Genomic DNA, 16,541 nt, shown 5'->3' on the forward strand with positions numbered 1-16,541 from the left:
GCAACGGGCGCGGGGACCGGCGCTTCGATCGCGGTCTCGCGGAAGGCGCGTTCGAGCTCGTCGAGCGAGACTTCGCCCGGACGTAAGGGGCGCTCCAGGGTCTGGTCGATCAGCGTGCCGGTGGTCATCTCCTTGGCGGGCCCGGCCTTGGTTTCGGCAACAGGCGCTTCCGGCGCCAGCGGCGGGGCTTCGGCGACAGGAGCAGCAGCGCCCGCGGCCATGGCCGCCATGCCCTGCTCGACCATCGCCTCCAGCTTGTCGATGAGATCGCGGTCGTTGCCCTCGGGCTCGGCCTCGGTCGCCTCGAGCCCGGCGAGGATCTCCTTGATGCGGTCGATCGAGGACAGGATCACCGTCACCGCTTCGGCGGTCACCGGCATGCCGTCACGGAATTTGCCCATCAGGGTCTCGCCGGCATGCGCCAGCGCTTCGAGCCGCGGCAGGCCGAGGAAGCCGCACGTACCCTTGATGGTGTGGACCAGGCGGAAGATGTTATCCAGGATCTTGGCGTTGTTCGGCTCCTGCTCGAACTTCACCAGCTGATTGTCGACGGTGTCCAGGCTCTCGCTGGTCTCCGTCAAAAACTCCCGCAACAGATCATCCATGAAAACAGGCCTTCATACAGGAGCGCGCGCACGAGGCGTGATGCGCCATTTCGGAATGAGGCCAGCTTCACCGCAAAGCGTTTAATAATGGTTGAGTATGTGGAAAAGAACGGAACCAACAAAGAGATAAGGCGCTCCGGACAAGCCGAAGCGCCTCGTAAAGATTGGCTTAACCTCTGAGCACGCGATTGCGCGTTTACGAAGCGGTAACGATGATCGCTTCGCCCTCGGGCTTGAGCGTCACGGTGAGCCCGCAGGCCTGCGCGAGCAGCCGCGTATAATAAGGCTGAATCGCGTGCGCATCCGCGGCAGGTCCGCGCTCGCCGCTCAGGAGTTCGGAGATGTTCTGCGGCAGCCGCGCATTGTGCCCGGTCGCGGTGATGCGGAAGCTCATCGTCTCGCCCTCGCCGATCGGATCGACCGTCAGCATGCCGCCGCGCGGGATCGTATGCTGGGAAACGACCAGCATGTTGAGCAGCAGCTTGACGCGATTCTTCGGCAGCAGGAGCCGCGGCAGATTCCACGTGATCGAGCACTTGCCGTCCTCGATGTGGCCGCGTGCCATGGTCTGGGCGTCGCCGAGGTCGATCTGGGCGCCGGAGGAGCCGGCGGCACCGAAGGCGAGACGGCAGAACTGGAGGCGGGCGGAAGCGGTCTTGGCGCTCTTGCGAATCAGGTCGAGCGCGAACTCGCGGTCCTCCGGCTTGGGATCGTCGTCGAGCACTTCGAGCCCGTTGACGATGGCGCCGACGGGGCTGATGAGATCGTGGCAGACCCGCGAGCACAGCAGCGCAGCGAGTTCGAGCATATCGGGAGCGGTAGCGGTCGCGGGCGACGAGGCGTCAGACATATAATGGGGTCCTGGAGGGTTCCTGGAATTGCACGGCGCCGGACGCCGCGAATCACGCATGCTTGACGGATGCTCCGGGTTCTAACATTCGCCAGCCGGTGGCAGCTAGCTTGCGATAGGCTCGAAGCGGCCATAAGAGCTGCGTGCGAATCAACCGAGAGGGGCGAAACTTGCCGATGAATGAGGCATCGAGGTGAGGATCATCGAGGCCGAGGCCGCATCCGGATTGCTGGAGCCGCTCACCGCGCTGGTGGTGAAGGCGGGCGAAGCAATCCTCGGCGTCAACCGCGCGGCGATGCGGGTCGACGGCAAGCAGGACGGCTCGCCGGTGACCGAGGCGGACCTTGCCGCCGACCGTATCATCGCCGATGGCCTGGCCCAGCTTGCGGACGACGTCCCGACGCTGTCGGAAGAGCGGACCCAGCTCGCCGCGCCGCCGTTCCAGGGCAGCTTCTTCCTGATCGATCCGCTCGACGGCACCAAGGAGTTCGTCGCCGGCCGCGACGAGTTCACCGTCAATCTCGCGCTCGTGACCCGGGGCGTTCCCCTGCTCGGCATCGTCAGCGCCCCTGCGCTCGGGCTGCTCTGGCGCGGCATCGTCGCCCGCGGCGCCGAGCGCGTGAGGTTTGACGGCGCGGCCATCGGTACCGCCGAGCCGATCCAGACCCGCAAGCTGCCGGCACCGGGCGAGCCCTGGGTCGCAGCGGTGAGCCGCTCGCATGGCGATCCCAAGAGCGAAGCGTTCATCGACAACAGGCCCAACGCGGTGAGAAAGACCTGCGGCTCGGCCGTGAAATTCGGCCGGATCGCGGAGGGCAGCGCCGACATCTATCCCCGGTTCGGGCCGACCTCGGAATGGGACGTCGGGGCCGGCTGCGCGGTCGTGACCGCCGCCGGCGGCCGGGTGACCGACGGCAAGGGCGGCGAGCTCAGCTTCGGCCAGCGGCGCGACACCGGCTTCATCATCCCGGAATTCATCGCCTGGGGCGACCCGCAGGCGGTAGGTTGCTACTGACTGAGCTGCTCCTGCAGCGCCGGCCAGCGCTTGCCGATTTCATAGAGGAAGCGCTCCGGATCGGCGGCGAAGGCGTCGCGATTGGCTTCCCGGCTGAACAGGTACAGCCGCTGCGCCACGATGGCGAAGAAGCGGGGGTTGCCGGCGACAGTGACGCCGCGGGCGATGTCCGCGGGATCGTAGCCGCCGTACTGCGGGCCATAGACCTCGGGATGGGCCAGGAAGGAGGCCCGGTTGCCCTCGTTCCGGAAGCGCCAGACCGCACCCCAGAGGTTGGCCTCGAACTCGGCCGTGCCCTGCTCGGCGGCGCCGTCGACGAAATAGCCGACGGGGTCGAAACCCTCGATGGCGACGCCCGAGAAGCGGTTGACGACGATCCGCTCGGTGGTGGCGGCCTCGACCGGCAGCTCCAGGCAGCCGAGCCAGACGCCCGCCAGCAGGCAGACGACCCGCCCGATCAAGGCAATTCCGGGGCGCAAAGGGCTATCTTCCTGCCGTTGTGCCGTCATAGTTGCTGCGGATAACATCCGAGTCGAGGGGACATCCGGCGCAACCTAGGGCCGTGCCTGTTGGCGTCAGGTTAAGGAAGCGAACGGATTCGATACCAGGGGTTCTTTTATGACTTTCGCATCACGCCTTGCTGCGTTCGCGCTTGCCGCGATGGTCGGCTGGATCGTGCCGGCCTCGGCCCAGCAGCCGCCGCCGCCCAATCTGCCGCCGCCGCAGCGCACCCCGACGCCCAACACCTATGGGCCGGACGAGCTGGTGACCGCCGGCCACCGCTTCTTCGGCAACGTCTCGCGCGGGCTCGCCTCGATCATCGAGAAGGCGGTCAGCCAATGGGGCCTGCCGAACGGCTACATCCTGGGTGAGGAAGGCTCGGGCGCCTTCGTCGCCGGCCTGCGCTACGGCGAAGGCACGCTCTACACCAAGAACGCCGGCGACTTGCGCGTCTACTGGCAGGGCCCCTCGCTCGGCTTCGACTGGGGCGGCGACGGCGCGCGCACCATGACGCTGGTCTACAACCTGCCCGCCACCAACGCGATCTACCAGCGCTTCGCCGGCCTCGACGGCTCGGCCTATATCATCGGTGGCTTCGGCATGACGGCGCTCACCGCCAACAACATCGTGCTGGTGCCGATCCGCTCCGGACTCGGCCTGCGGCTGGGTGCCAATATCGGCTATCTCAAATACACGCCGCGCGCGACCTGGAACCCGTTCTAGGGCTCCTTCTGATTCTGTGACGGATCAAGGTTAACGACAGGCCGGGGCTGGCTTTTTGCCGGCCCCGCATGCATTGTCGTTGGTAAATTTTTCCTTAGCTCTGGGAGTTCTGGCCCATGGTCGAACCGATCATGTACCTGGCGATCGGTTTCCTGCTGGCGATGCTCTGCGGGCTCGCCATCGTGCCGCTGGTGCATAACCGCGCGGTGCGCCTGACCACGCGCCGGCTCGAGGCCGCCACCCCGCTGTCGATGGCGGAGATCCAGGCCGACAAGGACCAGCTCCGCGCCGAATTCGCCATGTCGGCGCGACGGCTCGAGATGAGCGTCGAGCAGCTCAAGAACAAGACCACGAGCCAGCTCGCCGAGCTCGGCAAGAAGAGCGACGCCATCAACCGCATGAAGATCGAGCTGGGCGAGAAGAACGCCACGATCTTCGCACTCGAGGCGCGCGAGAAGGCGGTGAAGGAGCAGCTCCGCGCCACCGAGGAGGAATTCGCCGCCAAGACGGAAGGCCTGCGCGCCGCCGAGATCGCGCTGGCCGACAAGCAGCACGAGCTCGCCAAGATCAACTCCGAATTGTCCGACCGCTCGATGATGGCGGAGAGCCGCCAGGTCGAGCTGGTCGCGGTGCGCACGCAGATCGAGGAGCTGAAGAACCGCGTCGGCGATGCCGAGAAGGAATTCGCCGCCACCCAGGCCCGTCTCGCGCACGAGCGCACCGAATCCGAGACCGCCTCGCGCGAGCTCGGCGATGCCCGCGGCCGGGTCGAGAATCTGAGCCAGCGCGTCACCGACCTCGATCGCCAGCTGATCGTGCAGGTCAAGGAGGCCGAGATGCTGTCGGGCCGCGTCGCCGACCTCGAGGGCCGCCTTGCGACGCAGGGCAAGCTGCTCGCCGAGCGCGACTACGAGAACAACCAGCTCCGCCAGGCCAATGAGACCTCCGAGCGTACCGTCAAGGAGCTGCGCGTCGAGATCGCCGCGTTGAGCGGCGGCAAGTCGTCGGCCGCGTTCGAATCGCTCCGCGCGGAAAAGACCACGCTGGAGGAGCAGCTCCGCTCCGCACGCGACGAGCGCGCAAAACTCCAGCGCGACATCAACGCGATCCAGCAGCAGGCGGAAAGCTCCTGGGCGACCGAGCGGATGGAGAACGCGCTGCTGCGCGAGCGCATCAACGACATCGCCGCGGAAGTGGCAAAACTCGCGATCCAGCTCGAGGGCCCGAACTCGCCGATCGAGGCGCTGCTGGCGGCTGAGGCCGGCCAGCCGCCGAAGCCGGCGCCCCGCCCCGCCAACGACGCCGCAACCAACGGCGCGGCCGCAGCCACCCTGCCCGAGGGCGGTGGAACGCTGGCCGAGCGCATCCGCGCGCTCCAGGCCCACGCCTCTCGCGCCCGCCAGCAGGGCGCGTAAGCGGCCCGAAAAGGCGGTTTCCTCGGCAAATTGCGTGGTCGAGCAAGGTTTTCCGGACCCAGGGCGCCTGAAAACTTGACACCTTAAGCCCGCACTTCTAAATCGCGGGCTCCAATGCGTCGGCCGGCCGAAAGTCCGGCCGCCTGCATGATGGTCCCGGGCGCATAGCTCAGCGGGAGAGCGTTCCCTTCACACGGGAGAGGTCCAAGGTTCGATCCCTTGTGCGCCCACCATCCATCCTCCTGAACCCCTGCCGGTTGCGGACGATCACCCAGGCCTGACGGCTGTCGGGACCGTCCAAATCAAAAATGTTGAAAACAACCCCATGCACAGTAGCCGACGTCAGTCGGATCAATAGATTGCGCCTTTTCCGAATCGAGCTTTGCTCCGTCGGGCAAAACAGGGGCATGATGGCATGATCGGGAGAGCCTGCTTACGGCTCTAGTGAGCCATCAGGACAGGCAAGTCCGCGTGTTCCATGATGTAGCTGGTCGCCCCACCGAAAATCATTTGCCGCAGCCGCGTGCGGGTGAAAGCGCCCTTGACCAGGAGATCGCTGCCGTCAGCCCTGGCGGCTTCGAGGACCGCCTCGCCGGTGTCGCGATTGCCCAGCTCAACCCTTATCGCCTCGGCCGCAATGTCGTTGTACCGCAGTTGCTGGACAATCCGATCGGCAGATGGTCCTGGTACCTCCTGGCCGCCAATGACGGTGAGAACCGATACCCTTTTCGCCAAGCGAAGCAACGGCATGGCAAATGCGTTTGCCCGCGCTTGCTCGGTACTACCGTTCCAGTGGATCATGATGTTTGTCGCGACGCTTCTCTGTGCAGTCAACGGCGCCAGCAGGACGGGCCTGCCGCTCTCAAACAGCGCGGATTCAATCGCACGATGGTGAGGTCCCGCAGCATCGACATCGGACCGTGCCATCACGACCAGATCGAAAGCGCGCCCATAATTTCCGACAAACTCTTCGCCCTCGGGAGCGTTCTCCAGCCAGCCGAAGCACGGCCGACTCGAAGGTGCAGTGGCCCGAGGAATGTCGTGCTTCAGCATGAATGCTTCGAAGAAGTTACGCATGTTGTTCAATTCGGCCTCGCTCTTCGCCTCATAGGAATCCAGAAGGATGCCGGTGGCCAATTCGGTGGCCACATAGGACGGGATTCCGAACCGAAGTGGAAAGCCTTCGATATAGGCGCCAGTACAACGCGCGAGGCCTGCGACGACGTCGAGCGTGGATGTCATCATCGGAATATTCTGCAGCGGGACCAAGAGCGTCTTCATTTTCAACCTCCCGGCGTTTTCGGTGAACATTGAGGTCAGATGCCCTGCGATAATTTCACCTTGCGAGCCGTTCCGGCTTGTCATCGACCACGAGAATGGCCCACGGTCACGCGGCCTGCTCAAGCCTCGTATCTATCTCCTGGCGCAGCGCCGCGAAGTCGATTGGTTTGGTCATCAGGTCGGTCGCGCCGTTCGCCAGCGCCTTGCGCCTGGTCTCGGCATCGCCATAGGCCGTGATCATGATGACCGGCACATCGGGACGGACCGAGCGCACGATGGGCAGCATCTCCAGCCCGCTCATTCCGGGCATGTTGATGTCGGACAGGATCAGAATCAGGGTGGCATCCTCCATCGCGGCTGCGCGCTCCAAGGCCGCGGGCGCGGACGAGGCGAACTCCATGAGGAAGCGGCCGGCGCGCAAATCGCGCCGAAACTGCTGGCGGAACAGCGCCTCGACGTCCGGCTCGTCGTCGACGACCAAGATGTAGACGCTCAACTTCTGCCTCCGGTCCGCAATGGTGCCGCCAGCGTACGCGGCAGCGTAATGATGAACTCGGTATAATCGCCAGGCTCGGTATCGACCTCGATGCTGCCGCCGTGCTGCTTCACGATGATGTCGTGACAGATCGAAAGACCGAGGCCGGTGCCTTCGCCCGCCGGCTTGGTCGTGAAGAATGGGTTGAATATCTTTTCTCTCACATCGGCCGGGATGCCGGCGCCATTGTCGCGAATCCGGATTTCGACTGCGCCGCCGAGACTTGTGGTTGTCGCGCGCAGTCTTGGCTCGAAGCCGTCGCCGACGGCATCCCTTTGTTTGCTCGCCGCGTAGAATCCATTTGAAATTAGATTGAGGAACACCCGCGTGATCTCCTGCGGATGCACTTCGAGCGCCCCTGCAGACGGATCAAGATTCCTTTCAAGCGTGACATTGAAGCCTGCTTTTTCAGCGCGCGCCCCGTGATAGGCAAGGTTGAGACTTTCCTCGACGATGGCATTGATATCGGCCGAACGGCGCTCGCCCGAACCTTCGCGCGAGTGCAGAAGCATATTCTTGACAATGGAATCGGCGCGCGTTCCGTGCTGCACGATCTTTTCCAGATTTCCTTGCAGCATGTGGATCAGCGCGTCGATGTCCTGCCTTGCCGCCTCGCCGAGCGCAGCCGAGCCCAGCCCGTCGCGAAGCTCGTCGATCAGCTCGGAGGACAGCGCGGCGAAATTATTGACGAAGTTGAGCGGGTTCTTGATTTCATGTGCAATGCCGGCAGTCAGTTGCCCGAGCGAGGCAAGCTTCTCGGTCTGGACCAGACGATCCTGCGCATTTCGAAGCTCCTCGAGCGACTGCGACAATTCCATGGTGCGCTCGCGCAGTTCATTGAGCAGGCGTGCATTCTCGATTGCGATCACGCCCTGGTGCGCGAAATTGGATACGAGTTCGATCTGCTTGTCTGTGAAGGGCTTAACTTCCTGCCGAAAGATCGTGATGGTGCCGATCAGCTCATCGTCCCTGAGCATTGGCACGATGACGAGGCTCCTTGCGCCGGCAAGGTCGGCAAGCGCGCGAACGTTCGGGTTGCCTTCGACGTAGGGCGGCTGAGTCCTGATATCGTCGATATGAACCGTCTGATGAGTTTTCTCGACGGTGCCGAGCCCGCTCGACGGGTGCGGGCGGATTTTCTGCGATAGCCGGGTATCGATATAGGCCTGTGGCGCGTTATGCAGTGCGACCGTGCGGAAACCGCCGTCCTCGTAGAGATTCATGGTGCCGAAGCCGGCACCGCAAATGCGGGTCGCATTCTCAAGCATCTTGTTGAAGACCGGGGTCAAGGCGCCCGATGCGCTGATGATCTCCAGCACCTCCGACGTTGCCGTCTGCCGCTCCAGCGATTCGTTCAGTTGCTCGAACAGACGCACGTTGCCGATGGCGATGACGGCCTGATCTGCAAAGGTCTGAAGCAGGTTGATCTGCTTCTCGCCGAATGGGCGCACCTCCGTACGGCGGAGCACGATCGCACCCATGCTCTCGCCTTCTCGTAAAAGCGGCACGCTCAGAACGGTCCGAACATTGGAGCGAAGCGCATACTCCCGTCCCGTCGGGAATTCCTCCCCTTCGGGCCCGAGCAGGTCGTGCACATGAACTGTGCGACGATCGATAATGGCCCGGCCGGTGGGCGATTCCACACTGACCGATCGTCGGCTCCACACCACGGGGACTTGTCCATGGTGCGCCTGGATGACGAGATCGTCGCCATCTCTCAGGACCACCAGCGCATCGTAGGCCTCGCAAAGTCCGCATGCGCTTTCCACGATGGCCTTGAGCACGGGACCGACCTCGGTCGGCGAGGACGCGATGACGCGCAGGATATCGGCGCTGCCGGTCTGGTACATCAGCGCCTCGGACAGATCTCGCGTCCTGGTCTGCAATTGCTCCAGGAGCCGTACATTCTCGATGGCGATCACGGCCTGGTCGGCAAATGTGGTGACGAGCTCGATCTGCTTTTCCGTGAAGGGCTGCACACGCCTGCGAGCGATCACGATCGCGCCGATCGGCTCGTTCTCGCGCAGGAGCGGAACACCGAGCGCCGTGCGCTGACCGGCCATGGTCGTGGACTCGCGCAGGCCGTATTCGGGATCGGCAGCAACGTCGAGGATCTGCACCGGTCGGCGCTCCTGCACGGCACGGCCGGTGACCGTGCTCCGTCCGGGGGTGATCGGGTGAACCCGCAGAAACTCGATGTATTCCTCGGAAAACCCGACCGCTGCTCCGGCCTGATATTCATCACCCTCGCGGCGCATGATGAACGCCATCTCCGCTTCGCACAGCCGCGCCGCCGAATCGACCAGCGTGTCGAGCACGGTTTGCAGGTCGAAGGTCGAGCGGCTGATCACCTTCAGCACATCGGCCGTCGCTGTTTGCTGCTGAAGCGATTCGGCTAGATCGCGCGTCTTCGCCTGGACCTCATCGAACAGCCGAACATTCTCGATCGCGATCACGGCCTGATCGGCGAAGGTTGAGAGCAGGTCGATCTGCTTGTCCGTGAACGAGTTCACGGTCTTGCGGCCCAGGAACAGCACGCCGATCGTTTCCCCGGACCGAAGCAAGGGCACGCCCAGGAGGGTGCGATAGCCGCCGGCCCTCTGCTGCTCGGGATAGGCGTATTCGGGATCGAGCAGGACATCCTGAATCTGGACGGCCTTGCCGCATAGCAGGACGCGCCCGACGACGCTGCCGCGCCCGGCATTGAGCCGAATGCCCGCCGAGACCTTGGCCCACTCGGGCGAGAAATTGTATCGCGTTGCATGACAATAGGCGCCGTCGGCGTCCTGCCGGACGATGGCCGCCATGTCGGCACCACACAAGCCCGCCGCCGATTCCGTCAGCGTGTCGAGAACCGGTTGCAGATCGAACGCGGAGCGGCTGATGACCTTCAATACATCGGCGGTCGCGGTCTGCTGCTGCAGCGATTCCCGCAAGTCGTCAGTACGCGCCTGCACCTCGTTGAACAGCCGCGTATTCTCAATGGCGATGACGGCCTGGTCGGCGAAGGTCTGCAGAAGTTGCACATGATGCGGAGCGAAGGTACCGGGCTCGGCTCGCGTTACGCTGATCATGCCGATCACCACGCCGCCAGTCGCGAGCGGAACGAACAACATGCTGCGAAAGCCGCGCGCGCGAGCGACAAATTTGATTTCATTCGTCAGCGCTTCCGTGTCGGGAGTCGGTACCACCTTACCCGCCTGCACTTCTGCAAAGCTCTCAAACTGGGCAATCGGCCTTGGAAACATGTTCTTCAAGGTCTCGTCGGCGGCAGAATTCGTCGGCGTGAATGCCGCCAAATGGGCCGTGCCGTCGATGAAACGGAATACTGTCGTCGAAAAGCCGCCGAGCAAGGCATTGGCCTGCCTCGCAATGGCATCGAAGACCGGCGTCACCTCCGATGGCGAACTGGCGATGATCTTGAGAATGTCCGCAGTCGCGCTCTCGCGGTCTTGTGCGGCGCGCAATTCGGCCAGGAGCCGCGCGTTCTCCCGCTGCAAATCCGCCACCACGTCCTGAGGAAGCGCGGCCATCATGAAATATCCGGGTCGCCAGCCGGTTCGGGGCCGACGTCAAAATATGATCAACAATGCGCCTCGAATTATTCCACTCCCGGGTCCGTCCGACCAGACCTATCGTGAGTTGATTTTCCGCCGACTGCGCGTTTCAACGCGGGTCGAGAGCGCCTCAAACCGCCCGCTGCGGCCGCCAGGCCGTGTAGAGACCGACGAGGGTCCCGATGGCGACCAGGGCCGCCGCCAGCAGCACCTGCAATTGCCCGTCATCGGTGGGGCCGACGGACGACACTAACCTGGTCACGATGACGAACAGAATACCCACGGAGGCCGCTGCGCCCACGCACAGATGGGCGAGCTCTCGCGTCAGGTTGCCGCCGAGAAGTCCGAGTGCCGTAAAGTACATCGCGCAAGCGTTGGGGTGAACGAACAACGCAATGCGCGCGTAAGGACCGTAGGTGTCGAGGAGGGACTCGCATCGGCTCAGTGCCGCCTTCGAGGCGACCCGTTGCAGGAGCGGTCTGAAGAAACGAGCCTGTCCGTAACTCAAGACGGCGCCCACGATGATGGCCAGCCACGCCATGATGAAAACGGAGACATCCACGGACTTCGGACTGAGCGCCACCGACATCAGGATGAGGGCGGTTCCGGGAAAATAGCCGAAGTAAGGGAAGATCGACTCCAGCAGCACGCAGACGAACATGAAGACCGGAAACCACGCTGAACCAGTCGCGCTTTGGACGACGGCATTCAAGTCGAAGAGATCAGTCCTGTACAGGACGAGATACATGCACATGGCAAGTCCTGCCAGCGCGTAGAACGGCAACGCTCCCGACAGAAACCGTCTCATCCGACCATCGGGCTTCGTTTCGCGGACACAGCGGGAGCCATCTTACGCAATCGATACAATCTCGATCTCCTGCGCGCCCGAGCCCGCAACGTCCCCCACCGCCTTCCCCATCAGCGACCTCGCCACCGGCGAGACAAAGGAGATCGAGCCGGCCTTCGGATCGGCCTCGTCCTCGCCGACGATGCGGTAGGTCTGCACGCGGCCGTCGGGGCGGCTGAAGGTCACCGTGCTGCCGAAGGCGACGATTTCGGTCGACGTCGGCTCGGGCATCACCTGCGCCGTGCGCAGCCGTTCGGTCAGATAGCGGGTGTCGCGCAAGGGCACGGCCGACTGGCGGCGTTTCTCGTTGACGTCGTCGATGGCTTGCGCGGCCTCATAGGCCTCGCGCGCCTGTTGAAGCTGCGTCTGCAAGGCTTGCAGGCCGGCTTCCGTCACGAGGTTCGGATGGGGCGAGATCGGGCGATCCGGCAACAGCGTCTCCGACGCGGTCTCGGCGCTTTCTTCCTTGGTAAAGGCGACACTCAATTCTGAAGATCCTGTCGAACTGTCTGGTCGCGGCGCCGTGCGCCGCCATTAGCTGGATTATATCTCAAGTGCGACGAAACGACGGAGCTTGAGGACGAGGTCCGGCATGGCCTGGCGGAACCGCGTCGCGTTCTGGAACGAGGTCGAGAACGGCGCAAAGGTGATCATCGCGTTCCAGTGCCGGTAACCATAGACCGTGACGGAAGCGCCGGTCGCGGGGAAATCCTCCATCTTGCGGAGCTCGCCGAGCACGAGATCGGCGATCGTTTCCGCCGGCAGCAATTTCCTGCCGTCCGGCGTCGTGGCGATCTTCACGGGCGGTTCGGCCGGCTTGGCCGCAGCAGGTGCAGCATCGGAAGCGGGATCGGGTTTGGCCGGTGCGGCGTCGGGGACGGCCGCGACCGGCTCGAATCCATGCGTCGGGGCCGTCGGTGGAACCTCGGCGAGCGGCGGCGGAGCAACGATGTCTGCGCGCTTGTTGCCTCCGAGGATGCTGCTGATCATGGCCACGAGGCCAGCATCCTTCACGTCGTCGCTCATTACGTCCCCCGGCAACCGCTTTGGCCTTGCCTTACTTTAGCACCGCTCCGGCAGACCGCCACAATGGATGTATGGCCGGCGTGGGCGGCGCAACGCCTCGTCCCGCCGCCGCGGGCCCGTCACTGCTTCTCGAACGGAATATATTGCTGGTACTGCTTCGGGACGGAGCTGCGGTAGCGTGCGGGCACGGTGCCGCTGTCGATCGAATGATCGATCTCCTGCTGCCGGGTCATCTTCTTCTTCGCCGGCTTCTTCGATGCGCTCTTCTTGGAGTCGGATGGCTGGCTGCTATCGGTCGCGGCGCCCGGCGCCGTCGTCGCAGCCGGCGCAGTGGTTGTCGCCGCGGGCGCCGCGGTCCCGCCGGCGGCCGGTGCGCTCTGCGCCAGAGCGAGCGATGATTGCGCAAGAAGCGCCAGCGCTGCTGTCGCAGCCAGCAAATATGACCTTTGCATCAGAACCTCCAAAAATTGACCTGACCCGAATGAGGAAAAGCGTAGGCTCTCGGGCGTGTCGCGAGCAAGTCGGCCGACGGCAAGTCCGTCAAGGCAAGTTCGTTCATGACACGTCCGCTCACGATAGGTCGGAACCAGGTGGCGAACTGTGGCCGAGATCACATTGCTCGCCGCAGCTTGCCTCATCATAGACGGAATGTTGAACGCGTCGCCCACTGCGGACACCAAGACGAGCACGACAAAGTGTCGGACAAGTCCCGGAACACGCAAGTTGAGCTGGTGTTCCTCATCCCCCGTTCTCGAAGGAGATTGAAATGCGCCGGACCATCCTCACCCTCGCATCGTTCGCAGCGCTGATCGCCGTAGCATCGCCGGCGGCCCAGGCGTATCCTACAGCCGATCGATATTGCCTGCAGGGCCGCATCTGGGGCTATCCCGGCAACTGCCAGTTCGCGACCTATCAGCAGTGCATGGCCTCCGCCTCCGGCACGGCGGCCTATTGCGGCATCAATCCGCGCTACGCATTCTCGCAGCAGCGCTATTACTGACGTGATTGCGGCGTGCGCGCCATTCGCGCGCGCCGCCAAAATTTTTCACGTGAAGACGATCGCCCGCGCCGACGGCCCGGCGGGTCGACGCGGGCAGCCTTTCGGCGAGGCCCACTCGTGCGCCAGCCTCAGCAGGCGTCGGGCTCCGGCGACTTACGTTGAGATAGATCAACGGAGCGCGAGCGCCTTGACCTGTCACGCTTCCATGGACGTAAGCTTAACCGAGAACAGCGACACCGAGGACCAGGAGCGCTGCGATGGCAAGCTTGATCTTCATCTGTGGCTCTTACAGGTCTTTGCCAACCTGGCTTTTGAGGGATGGGCAGTCAGGTGCAATACTCTCAATCACGCATTCGCTCGCGCTGGCGTAGAAAAACAAAGGACATGACGCCGTTCACAACAAGAAGACCGCAGACAACCACGGCGGCATATTCAGCGGGAAGCCCAAGAAACATCATGACGAAGATGAGGGCGATCGCCCATGCAACGTTGATCATGCATCGTTTGAACAGCGCTCCATGGGTTGGGACACCCGCGAACCAGTCGCTCAAGAAATACCACAGACTCATACGGCCTCATTTTGGCGAGCTGCAACGGATGGACCGACTACCGTATCTCGAATGGGGCTAAGCGTGCATTAACCGGCGCGCACAACCCGCCTACTCAGATGTGCCACTTTGTCGCTGGCGGTGCGATGTCCATTCGACTCTGATTTGGCTCTGACCAACGGCTGGTTTGGGTCCATAAGCAGTCGATGCTGCGCAAGCGGGGCGAGTTCCGCTTCGTCCTCGACATCTGGCGTTTATGAGCACCCGCCCTAATGCGCGCCGCCGAGACCGCTCTCCGCGAGCCGCGTCGCGAACCAGCGCGACAACGGGTCGTCGACGACGCCGCTGACATAGACCTCCGACAGCGTCACATGCTGCTTGTCCAGCACCAGCAGCACGCCGATCCAGTAGGGAAACCAGACATGCACGTCGGTGAGCGCCCGCAGCTTGTGCTGGTCGTGCTCCAGCGGCGTGTGATTGCTCGCCTTGCGGATCTCGACCGTGAGCAGGTTGTTCGGAATCTCGCGCTGATGCACGGCGACGTCGGGGTAGATCGACTTGCCCAGATGATCATCCGTCGAGATGATGGTGCCGTGCGGCAGATGCAGCGTGCGCTCGCCGAGCCGGTCATAGTTGCAGTCGACGGCCCAACCTGAAAACTGGCGCTCCAGATAGACGGCGAAGCGGTGGGTCACCGCCCGCTCGCCGATGTCCTTCTCGAACAAAAATCCTTCGTGGGCGTAGAAGTCCCGGAGCGCCGCGATCACCTTGTTCAGCTCGGTCTGCATCGTGCCTCCGGGCCCTCGGCGCTCTGGATGCTTCGCCTTACATCTGGACTTCGATCAGCCGCGGCCCGGGCTCAGCGACGGCTTCGGCCAGCGCCTTGTTGAACTCGTCGGCATTGGTGACGGCGCGGCCCGGCACGCCCATGCCCTTGGCCAGCGCAACGAAATCGAGCGTCGGCCGGTCGAGGCGGAGCATGTCGTTGGCGCGCTGGCCGGGCTCGCCGGCGCCGACATTGTCGAACTCGCCGCGCAGGATCTGGTAGATGCGGTTGGCGAACACGATGGTGACGATGTTGAGGTTTTCGCGCGCCTGGGTCCACAGCGACTGGATGGTGTACATCGCGCTGCCGTCACCGACCATGGTGATGACCTTGCGGTCCGGGCAGGCGATCGCCGCGCCAATCGACAGCGGCGTCGAGAAGCCGATCGAGCCGCCCATGTTCTGCAGCCAGTCGTGCGGAGCCGCCGCCGCGGTCGGCGGGAAGAAGCCGCGGCCGGTGGTCAAGGACTCGTCGACCATGATCGCGTTCTCGGGGATCGCACAGGCAATCGCCTGCGCGATCGAGGCGAAATTCAGCGCGCCGGTCGGCTTGACCAGTTCCTGAAGCGCCTGCGGCTTGACGTCCCTGGCGCTCGCCTTCACGGCACCGGCCAGCGCTTCCAGGGCTGCGACCGAATTCTCGCCCCAGGAGGTCATGCGATGCACCTCGCAGCCCTCGGGCTTGAGCATGCTCGGCTTGTTCGGATAGGCGAAGAACGCCACGGGGTCGTCGGACTCGACCAGCACGATGTGACGGAACTTGGCCAGCATCGGCAGCGCGTTCTCGATGACGTAGTGGATGCGGTCGATCGAGAAGCGGCCGCGGCCGCGCGCCATCTTCGGGCGGAAAGTCGGCCCCATCACGGTGCAGCCGGTCTTGTTGGCGATGCGCTCGGCGAACGCCAGGCCCTGCTCGCTGAGGGCGCTGCCGGTCATCAACAGCAGCGTGCCTTCGCCGTCGCCATGCAGGATCTTGGCGGCCCGCTCGACCGCCTGCGGCGAATAGCTGGCGCGCTGCTGCTCGGCCGGCACCTCGGCAATGCCGTCGGCCTCGTTCCAGGCGGTGTCGGCGGGCAGGATCAGGGTCGCGATCTGCCCCGGCGCGCTCTTGGCGGCGGCAATGGCCGCGGCACCATCGGCGGCGACCGATTTGGAATTCGGCGAGGTGCGGACCCAGGACGACATCGGCCGGGCCAGGCCCTCGATATCGGAGGTCAGCGGCGCGTTGTAGTCGATGTGGTAGACCGCGTGCTGGCCGACGATGTTGACGATGCCGGAATTGGCCTTCTTGGCGTTGTGCAGATTGGCAAGACCGTTGGCGAGGCCGGGACCGAGATGCAGCAGGGTCGAGGCCGGTGTGCCCTTCATGCGGTAATAGCCGTCGGCCGCGCCGGTCACAACGCCTTCGAACAGGCCGAGCACGCAGCGCATGCCGGGAACGCGATCGAGCGCCGCGACAAAATGCATCTCGGAGGTACCGGGGTTGGTGAAGCAGACGTCGACCCCACCCTTGACCATCGTCCGCACCAGGCTTTCCGCACCATTCATTCTTTTTGCTCCCGCAACCGGCGATTTCGAGTGATCCATCGACCAATCATTGTTCGCAGGCCGCGTCAAAGCAATAGCGGCCATTGCGGCCCTGCCCCGCGCGGCGACGCGCCGGCTTGGCTAACGCTTTCCGACGAATTGGTGCAGTTGCCGATTTGGTAACGCCATTCATTAAGCATGGGGTTCCTCACGGGGCCGTGGCTTGCGAAACCCTCGCAAATATGGCCTCTGACGTGTGTTGAATCGATTTTTTTTCCGGGGGAGA

At 63.8% G+C, this 16,541-nt stretch carries 17 protein-coding genes and 1 tRNA gene; 5 read left to right on the plus strand and 13 right to left on the minus strand.

Annotation, left to right across the window (positions count from 1 at the left end; genetic code table 11):
- Positions 1-605, minus strand: a 605-nt coding sequence (locus XH79_RS26970; RefSeq protein WP_271583558.1) for an Hpt domain-containing protein, incomplete at its 3' end; no start/stop codon positions are given.
- Positions 606-801: 196 nt separating this feature from the next.
- On the minus strand, positions 802-1,455 hold the full coding sequence (gene chpT, locus XH79_RS26975; protein ID WP_271583559.1) for a histidine phosphotransferase ChpT: 654 nt from the start codon (positions 1,453-1,455) through the stop codon (positions 802-804).
- 193 nt (positions 1,456-1,648) lie between these two features.
- On the opposite strand from chpT, the gene XH79_RS26980 reads away from it, so the two are divergent.
- Positions 1,649-2,470 carry a 3'(2'),5'-bisphosphate nucleotidase CysQ family protein gene (locus XH79_RS26980; RefSeq protein ID WP_442869972.1) on the plus strand — a complete coding sequence of 274 codons (822 nt, stop codon included), beginning with the start codon at positions 1,649-1,651 and terminating at the stop codon, positions 2,468-2,470.
- On the opposite strand, the gene XH79_RS26985 is transcribed toward XH79_RS26980, so the two are convergent.
- On the minus strand, positions 2,464-2,949 hold the full coding sequence (locus tag XH79_RS26985) for a YHS domain-containing (seleno)protein (RefSeq protein WP_271583560.1): 486 nt from the start codon (positions 2,947-2,949) through the stop codon (positions 2,464-2,466). The two genes, XH79_RS26980 and XH79_RS26985, sit on opposite strands and share 7 nt — an antisense overlap.
- A 139-nt stretch (positions 2,950-3,088) precedes the next feature.
- Here XH79_RS26985 and XH79_RS26990 point away from each other — a divergent pair, with 139 nt between their 5' ends.
- From XH79_RS26990 to XH79_RS27000, 3 genes are all read left to right on the plus strand, one after another.
- Entirely contained in the window at positions 3,089-3,694 is a 606-nt protein-coding gene (locus tag XH79_RS26990; RefSeq protein WP_271583561.1) for a DUF1134 domain-containing protein, read from the plus strand.
- Between the two features lie 116 nt (positions 3,695-3,810).
- The gene (locus XH79_RS26995) at positions 3,811-5,109 is read left to right on the plus strand and encodes a hypothetical protein (protein ID WP_212348526.1); all 1,299 of its coding nucleotides are present in this window, start codon (positions 3,811-3,813) and stop codon (positions 5,107-5,109) included.
- Between the two features lie 158 nt (positions 5,110-5,267).
- Positions 5,268-5,342: transfer RNA gene (locus tag XH79_RS27000), tRNA-Val, on the plus strand.
- A 208-nt stretch (positions 5,343-5,550) separates the two neighbouring features.
- Here XH79_RS27000 and XH79_RS27005 read toward each other — a convergent pair.
- The 7 genes from XH79_RS27005 to XH79_RS27040 form a co-directional block, all read right to left on the minus strand.
- Entirely contained in the window at positions 5,551-6,390 is an 840-nt protein-coding gene (locus tag XH79_RS27005; protein WP_271583562.1) for a universal stress protein, read from the minus strand.
- A 106-nt stretch (positions 6,391-6,496) separates the two neighbouring features.
- On the minus strand, positions 6,497-6,886 hold the full coding sequence (locus XH79_RS27010; RefSeq protein WP_271583563.1) for a response regulator: 390 nt from the start codon (positions 6,884-6,886) through the stop codon (positions 6,497-6,499).
- Positions 6,883-10,458: a GAF domain-containing protein gene (locus XH79_RS27015; protein ID WP_433996676.1), complete on the minus strand. Its 3,576-nt coding sequence runs from the start codon at positions 10,456-10,458 to the stop codon at positions 6,883-6,885. The genes XH79_RS27010 and XH79_RS27015 overlap by 4 nt, the downstream gene beginning before the upstream one ends.
- A 154-nt stretch (positions 10,459-10,612) precedes the next feature.
- Complete coding sequence (locus tag XH79_RS27025) at positions 10,613-11,290, minus strand: hypothetical protein (protein WP_271583564.1); 678 nt, start codon at positions 11,288-11,290, stop codon at positions 10,613-10,615.
- 42 nt (positions 11,291-11,332) lie between these two features.
- Complete coding sequence (gene greA, locus XH79_RS27030; protein ID WP_271583565.1) at positions 11,333-11,815, minus strand: transcription elongation factor GreA; 483 nt, start codon at positions 11,813-11,815, stop codon at positions 11,333-11,335.
- A 57-nt stretch (positions 11,816-11,872) separates the two neighbouring features.
- Positions 11,873-12,355 (minus strand): hypothetical protein, encoded by a 483-nt coding sequence (locus XH79_RS27035; RefSeq protein ID WP_271583566.1) that lies wholly within the window; start codon positions 12,353-12,355, stop codon positions 11,873-11,875.
- 119 nt (positions 12,356-12,474) lie between these two features.
- Positions 12,475-12,807, minus strand: coding sequence for a hypothetical protein (locus XH79_RS27040; protein ID WP_212348543.1), 333 nt, complete (start codon positions 12,805-12,807; stop codon positions 12,475-12,477).
- Between the two features lie 314 nt (positions 12,808-13,121).
- Here XH79_RS27040 and XH79_RS27045 point away from each other — a divergent pair, with 314 nt between their 5' ends.
- The gene (locus XH79_RS27045) at positions 13,122-13,355 is read left to right on the plus strand and encodes a DUF3551 domain-containing protein (RefSeq protein WP_212348546.1); all 234 of its coding nucleotides are present in this window, start codon (positions 13,122-13,124) and stop codon (positions 13,353-13,355) included.
- Positions 13,356-13,696: 341 nt separating this feature from the next.
- Here the strand turns inward: XH79_RS27045 and XH79_RS27050 are convergent, their stop codons facing one another.
- From XH79_RS27050 to XH79_RS27060, 3 genes are all read right to left on the minus strand, one after another.
- The gene (locus XH79_RS27050) at positions 13,697-13,906 is read right to left on the minus strand and encodes a hypothetical protein (protein WP_271583567.1); all 210 of its coding nucleotides are present in this window, start codon (positions 13,904-13,906) and stop codon (positions 13,697-13,699) included.
- A gap of 266 nt (positions 13,907-14,172) precedes the next feature.
- On the minus strand, positions 14,173-14,691 hold the full coding sequence (locus XH79_RS27055; RefSeq protein ID WP_271583568.1) for a hypothetical protein: 519 nt from the start codon (positions 14,689-14,691) through the stop codon (positions 14,173-14,175).
- Between the two features lie 37 nt (positions 14,692-14,728).
- A complete protein-coding gene (locus tag XH79_RS27060) occupies positions 14,729-16,276 on the minus strand; it encodes an acetolactate synthase large subunit (RefSeq protein ID WP_271583569.1) in 1,548 nt (515 codons plus the stop codon).
- Positions 16,277-16,541 lie beyond the last annotated feature (265 nt).

It is taken from the genome of Bradyrhizobium sp. CCBAU 45389 (assembly GCF_028128625.1).
In the GTDB taxonomy this organism is placed as follows: domain Bacteria; phylum Pseudomonadota; class Alphaproteobacteria; order Rhizobiales; family Xanthobacteraceae; genus Bradyrhizobium; species Bradyrhizobium liaoningense_B.

Excerpts from the sequence above, each read along its gene's own strand:
- XH79_RS27035 (WP_271583566.1), bottom strand. The coding sequence starts at position 12,355 with ATGAGCGACGACGTGAAGGATGCTGGCCTCGTGGCCATGATCAGCAGC.
- XH79_RS27040 (WP_212348543.1), bottom strand. The coding sequence starts at position 12,807 with ATGCAAAGGTCATATTTGCTGGCTGCGACAGCAGCGCTGGCGCTTCTT.
- XH79_RS27055 (WP_271583568.1), bottom strand. The coding sequence starts at position 14,691 with ATGCAGACCGAGCTGAACAAGGTGATCGCGGCGCTCCGGGACTTCTAC.
- XH79_RS27045 (WP_212348546.1), top strand. The coding sequence starts at position 13,122 with ATGCGCCGGACCATCCTCACCCTCGCATCGTTCGCAGCGCTGATCGCC.
- XH79_RS27015 (WP_433996676.1), bottom strand. The coding sequence starts at position 10,458 with ATGGCCGCGCTTCCTCAGGACGTGGTGGCGGATTTGCAGCGGGAGAAC.
- XH79_RS26990 (WP_271583561.1), top strand. The coding sequence starts at position 3,089 with ATGACTTTCGCATCACGCCTTGCTGCGTTCGCGCTTGCCGCGATGGTC.
- XH79_RS27025 (WP_271583564.1), bottom strand. The coding sequence starts at position 11,290 with ATGAGACGGTTTCTGTCGGGAGCGTTGCCGTTCTACGCGCTGGCAGGA.
- chpT (WP_271583559.1), bottom strand. The coding sequence starts at position 1,455 with ATGTCTGACGCCTCGTCGCCCGCGACCGCTACCGCTCCCGATATGCTC.
- XH79_RS27005 (WP_271583562.1), bottom strand. The coding sequence starts at position 6,390 with ATGAAGACGCTCTTGGTCCCGCTGCAGAATATTCCGATGATGACATCC.
- XH79_RS27060 (WP_271583569.1), bottom strand. The coding sequence starts at position 16,276 with ATGAATGGTGCGGAAAGCCTGGTGCGGACGATGGTCAAGGGTGGGGTC.
- XH79_RS26995 (WP_212348526.1), top strand. The coding sequence starts at position 3,811 with ATGGTCGAACCGATCATGTACCTGGCGATCGGTTTCCTGCTGGCGATG.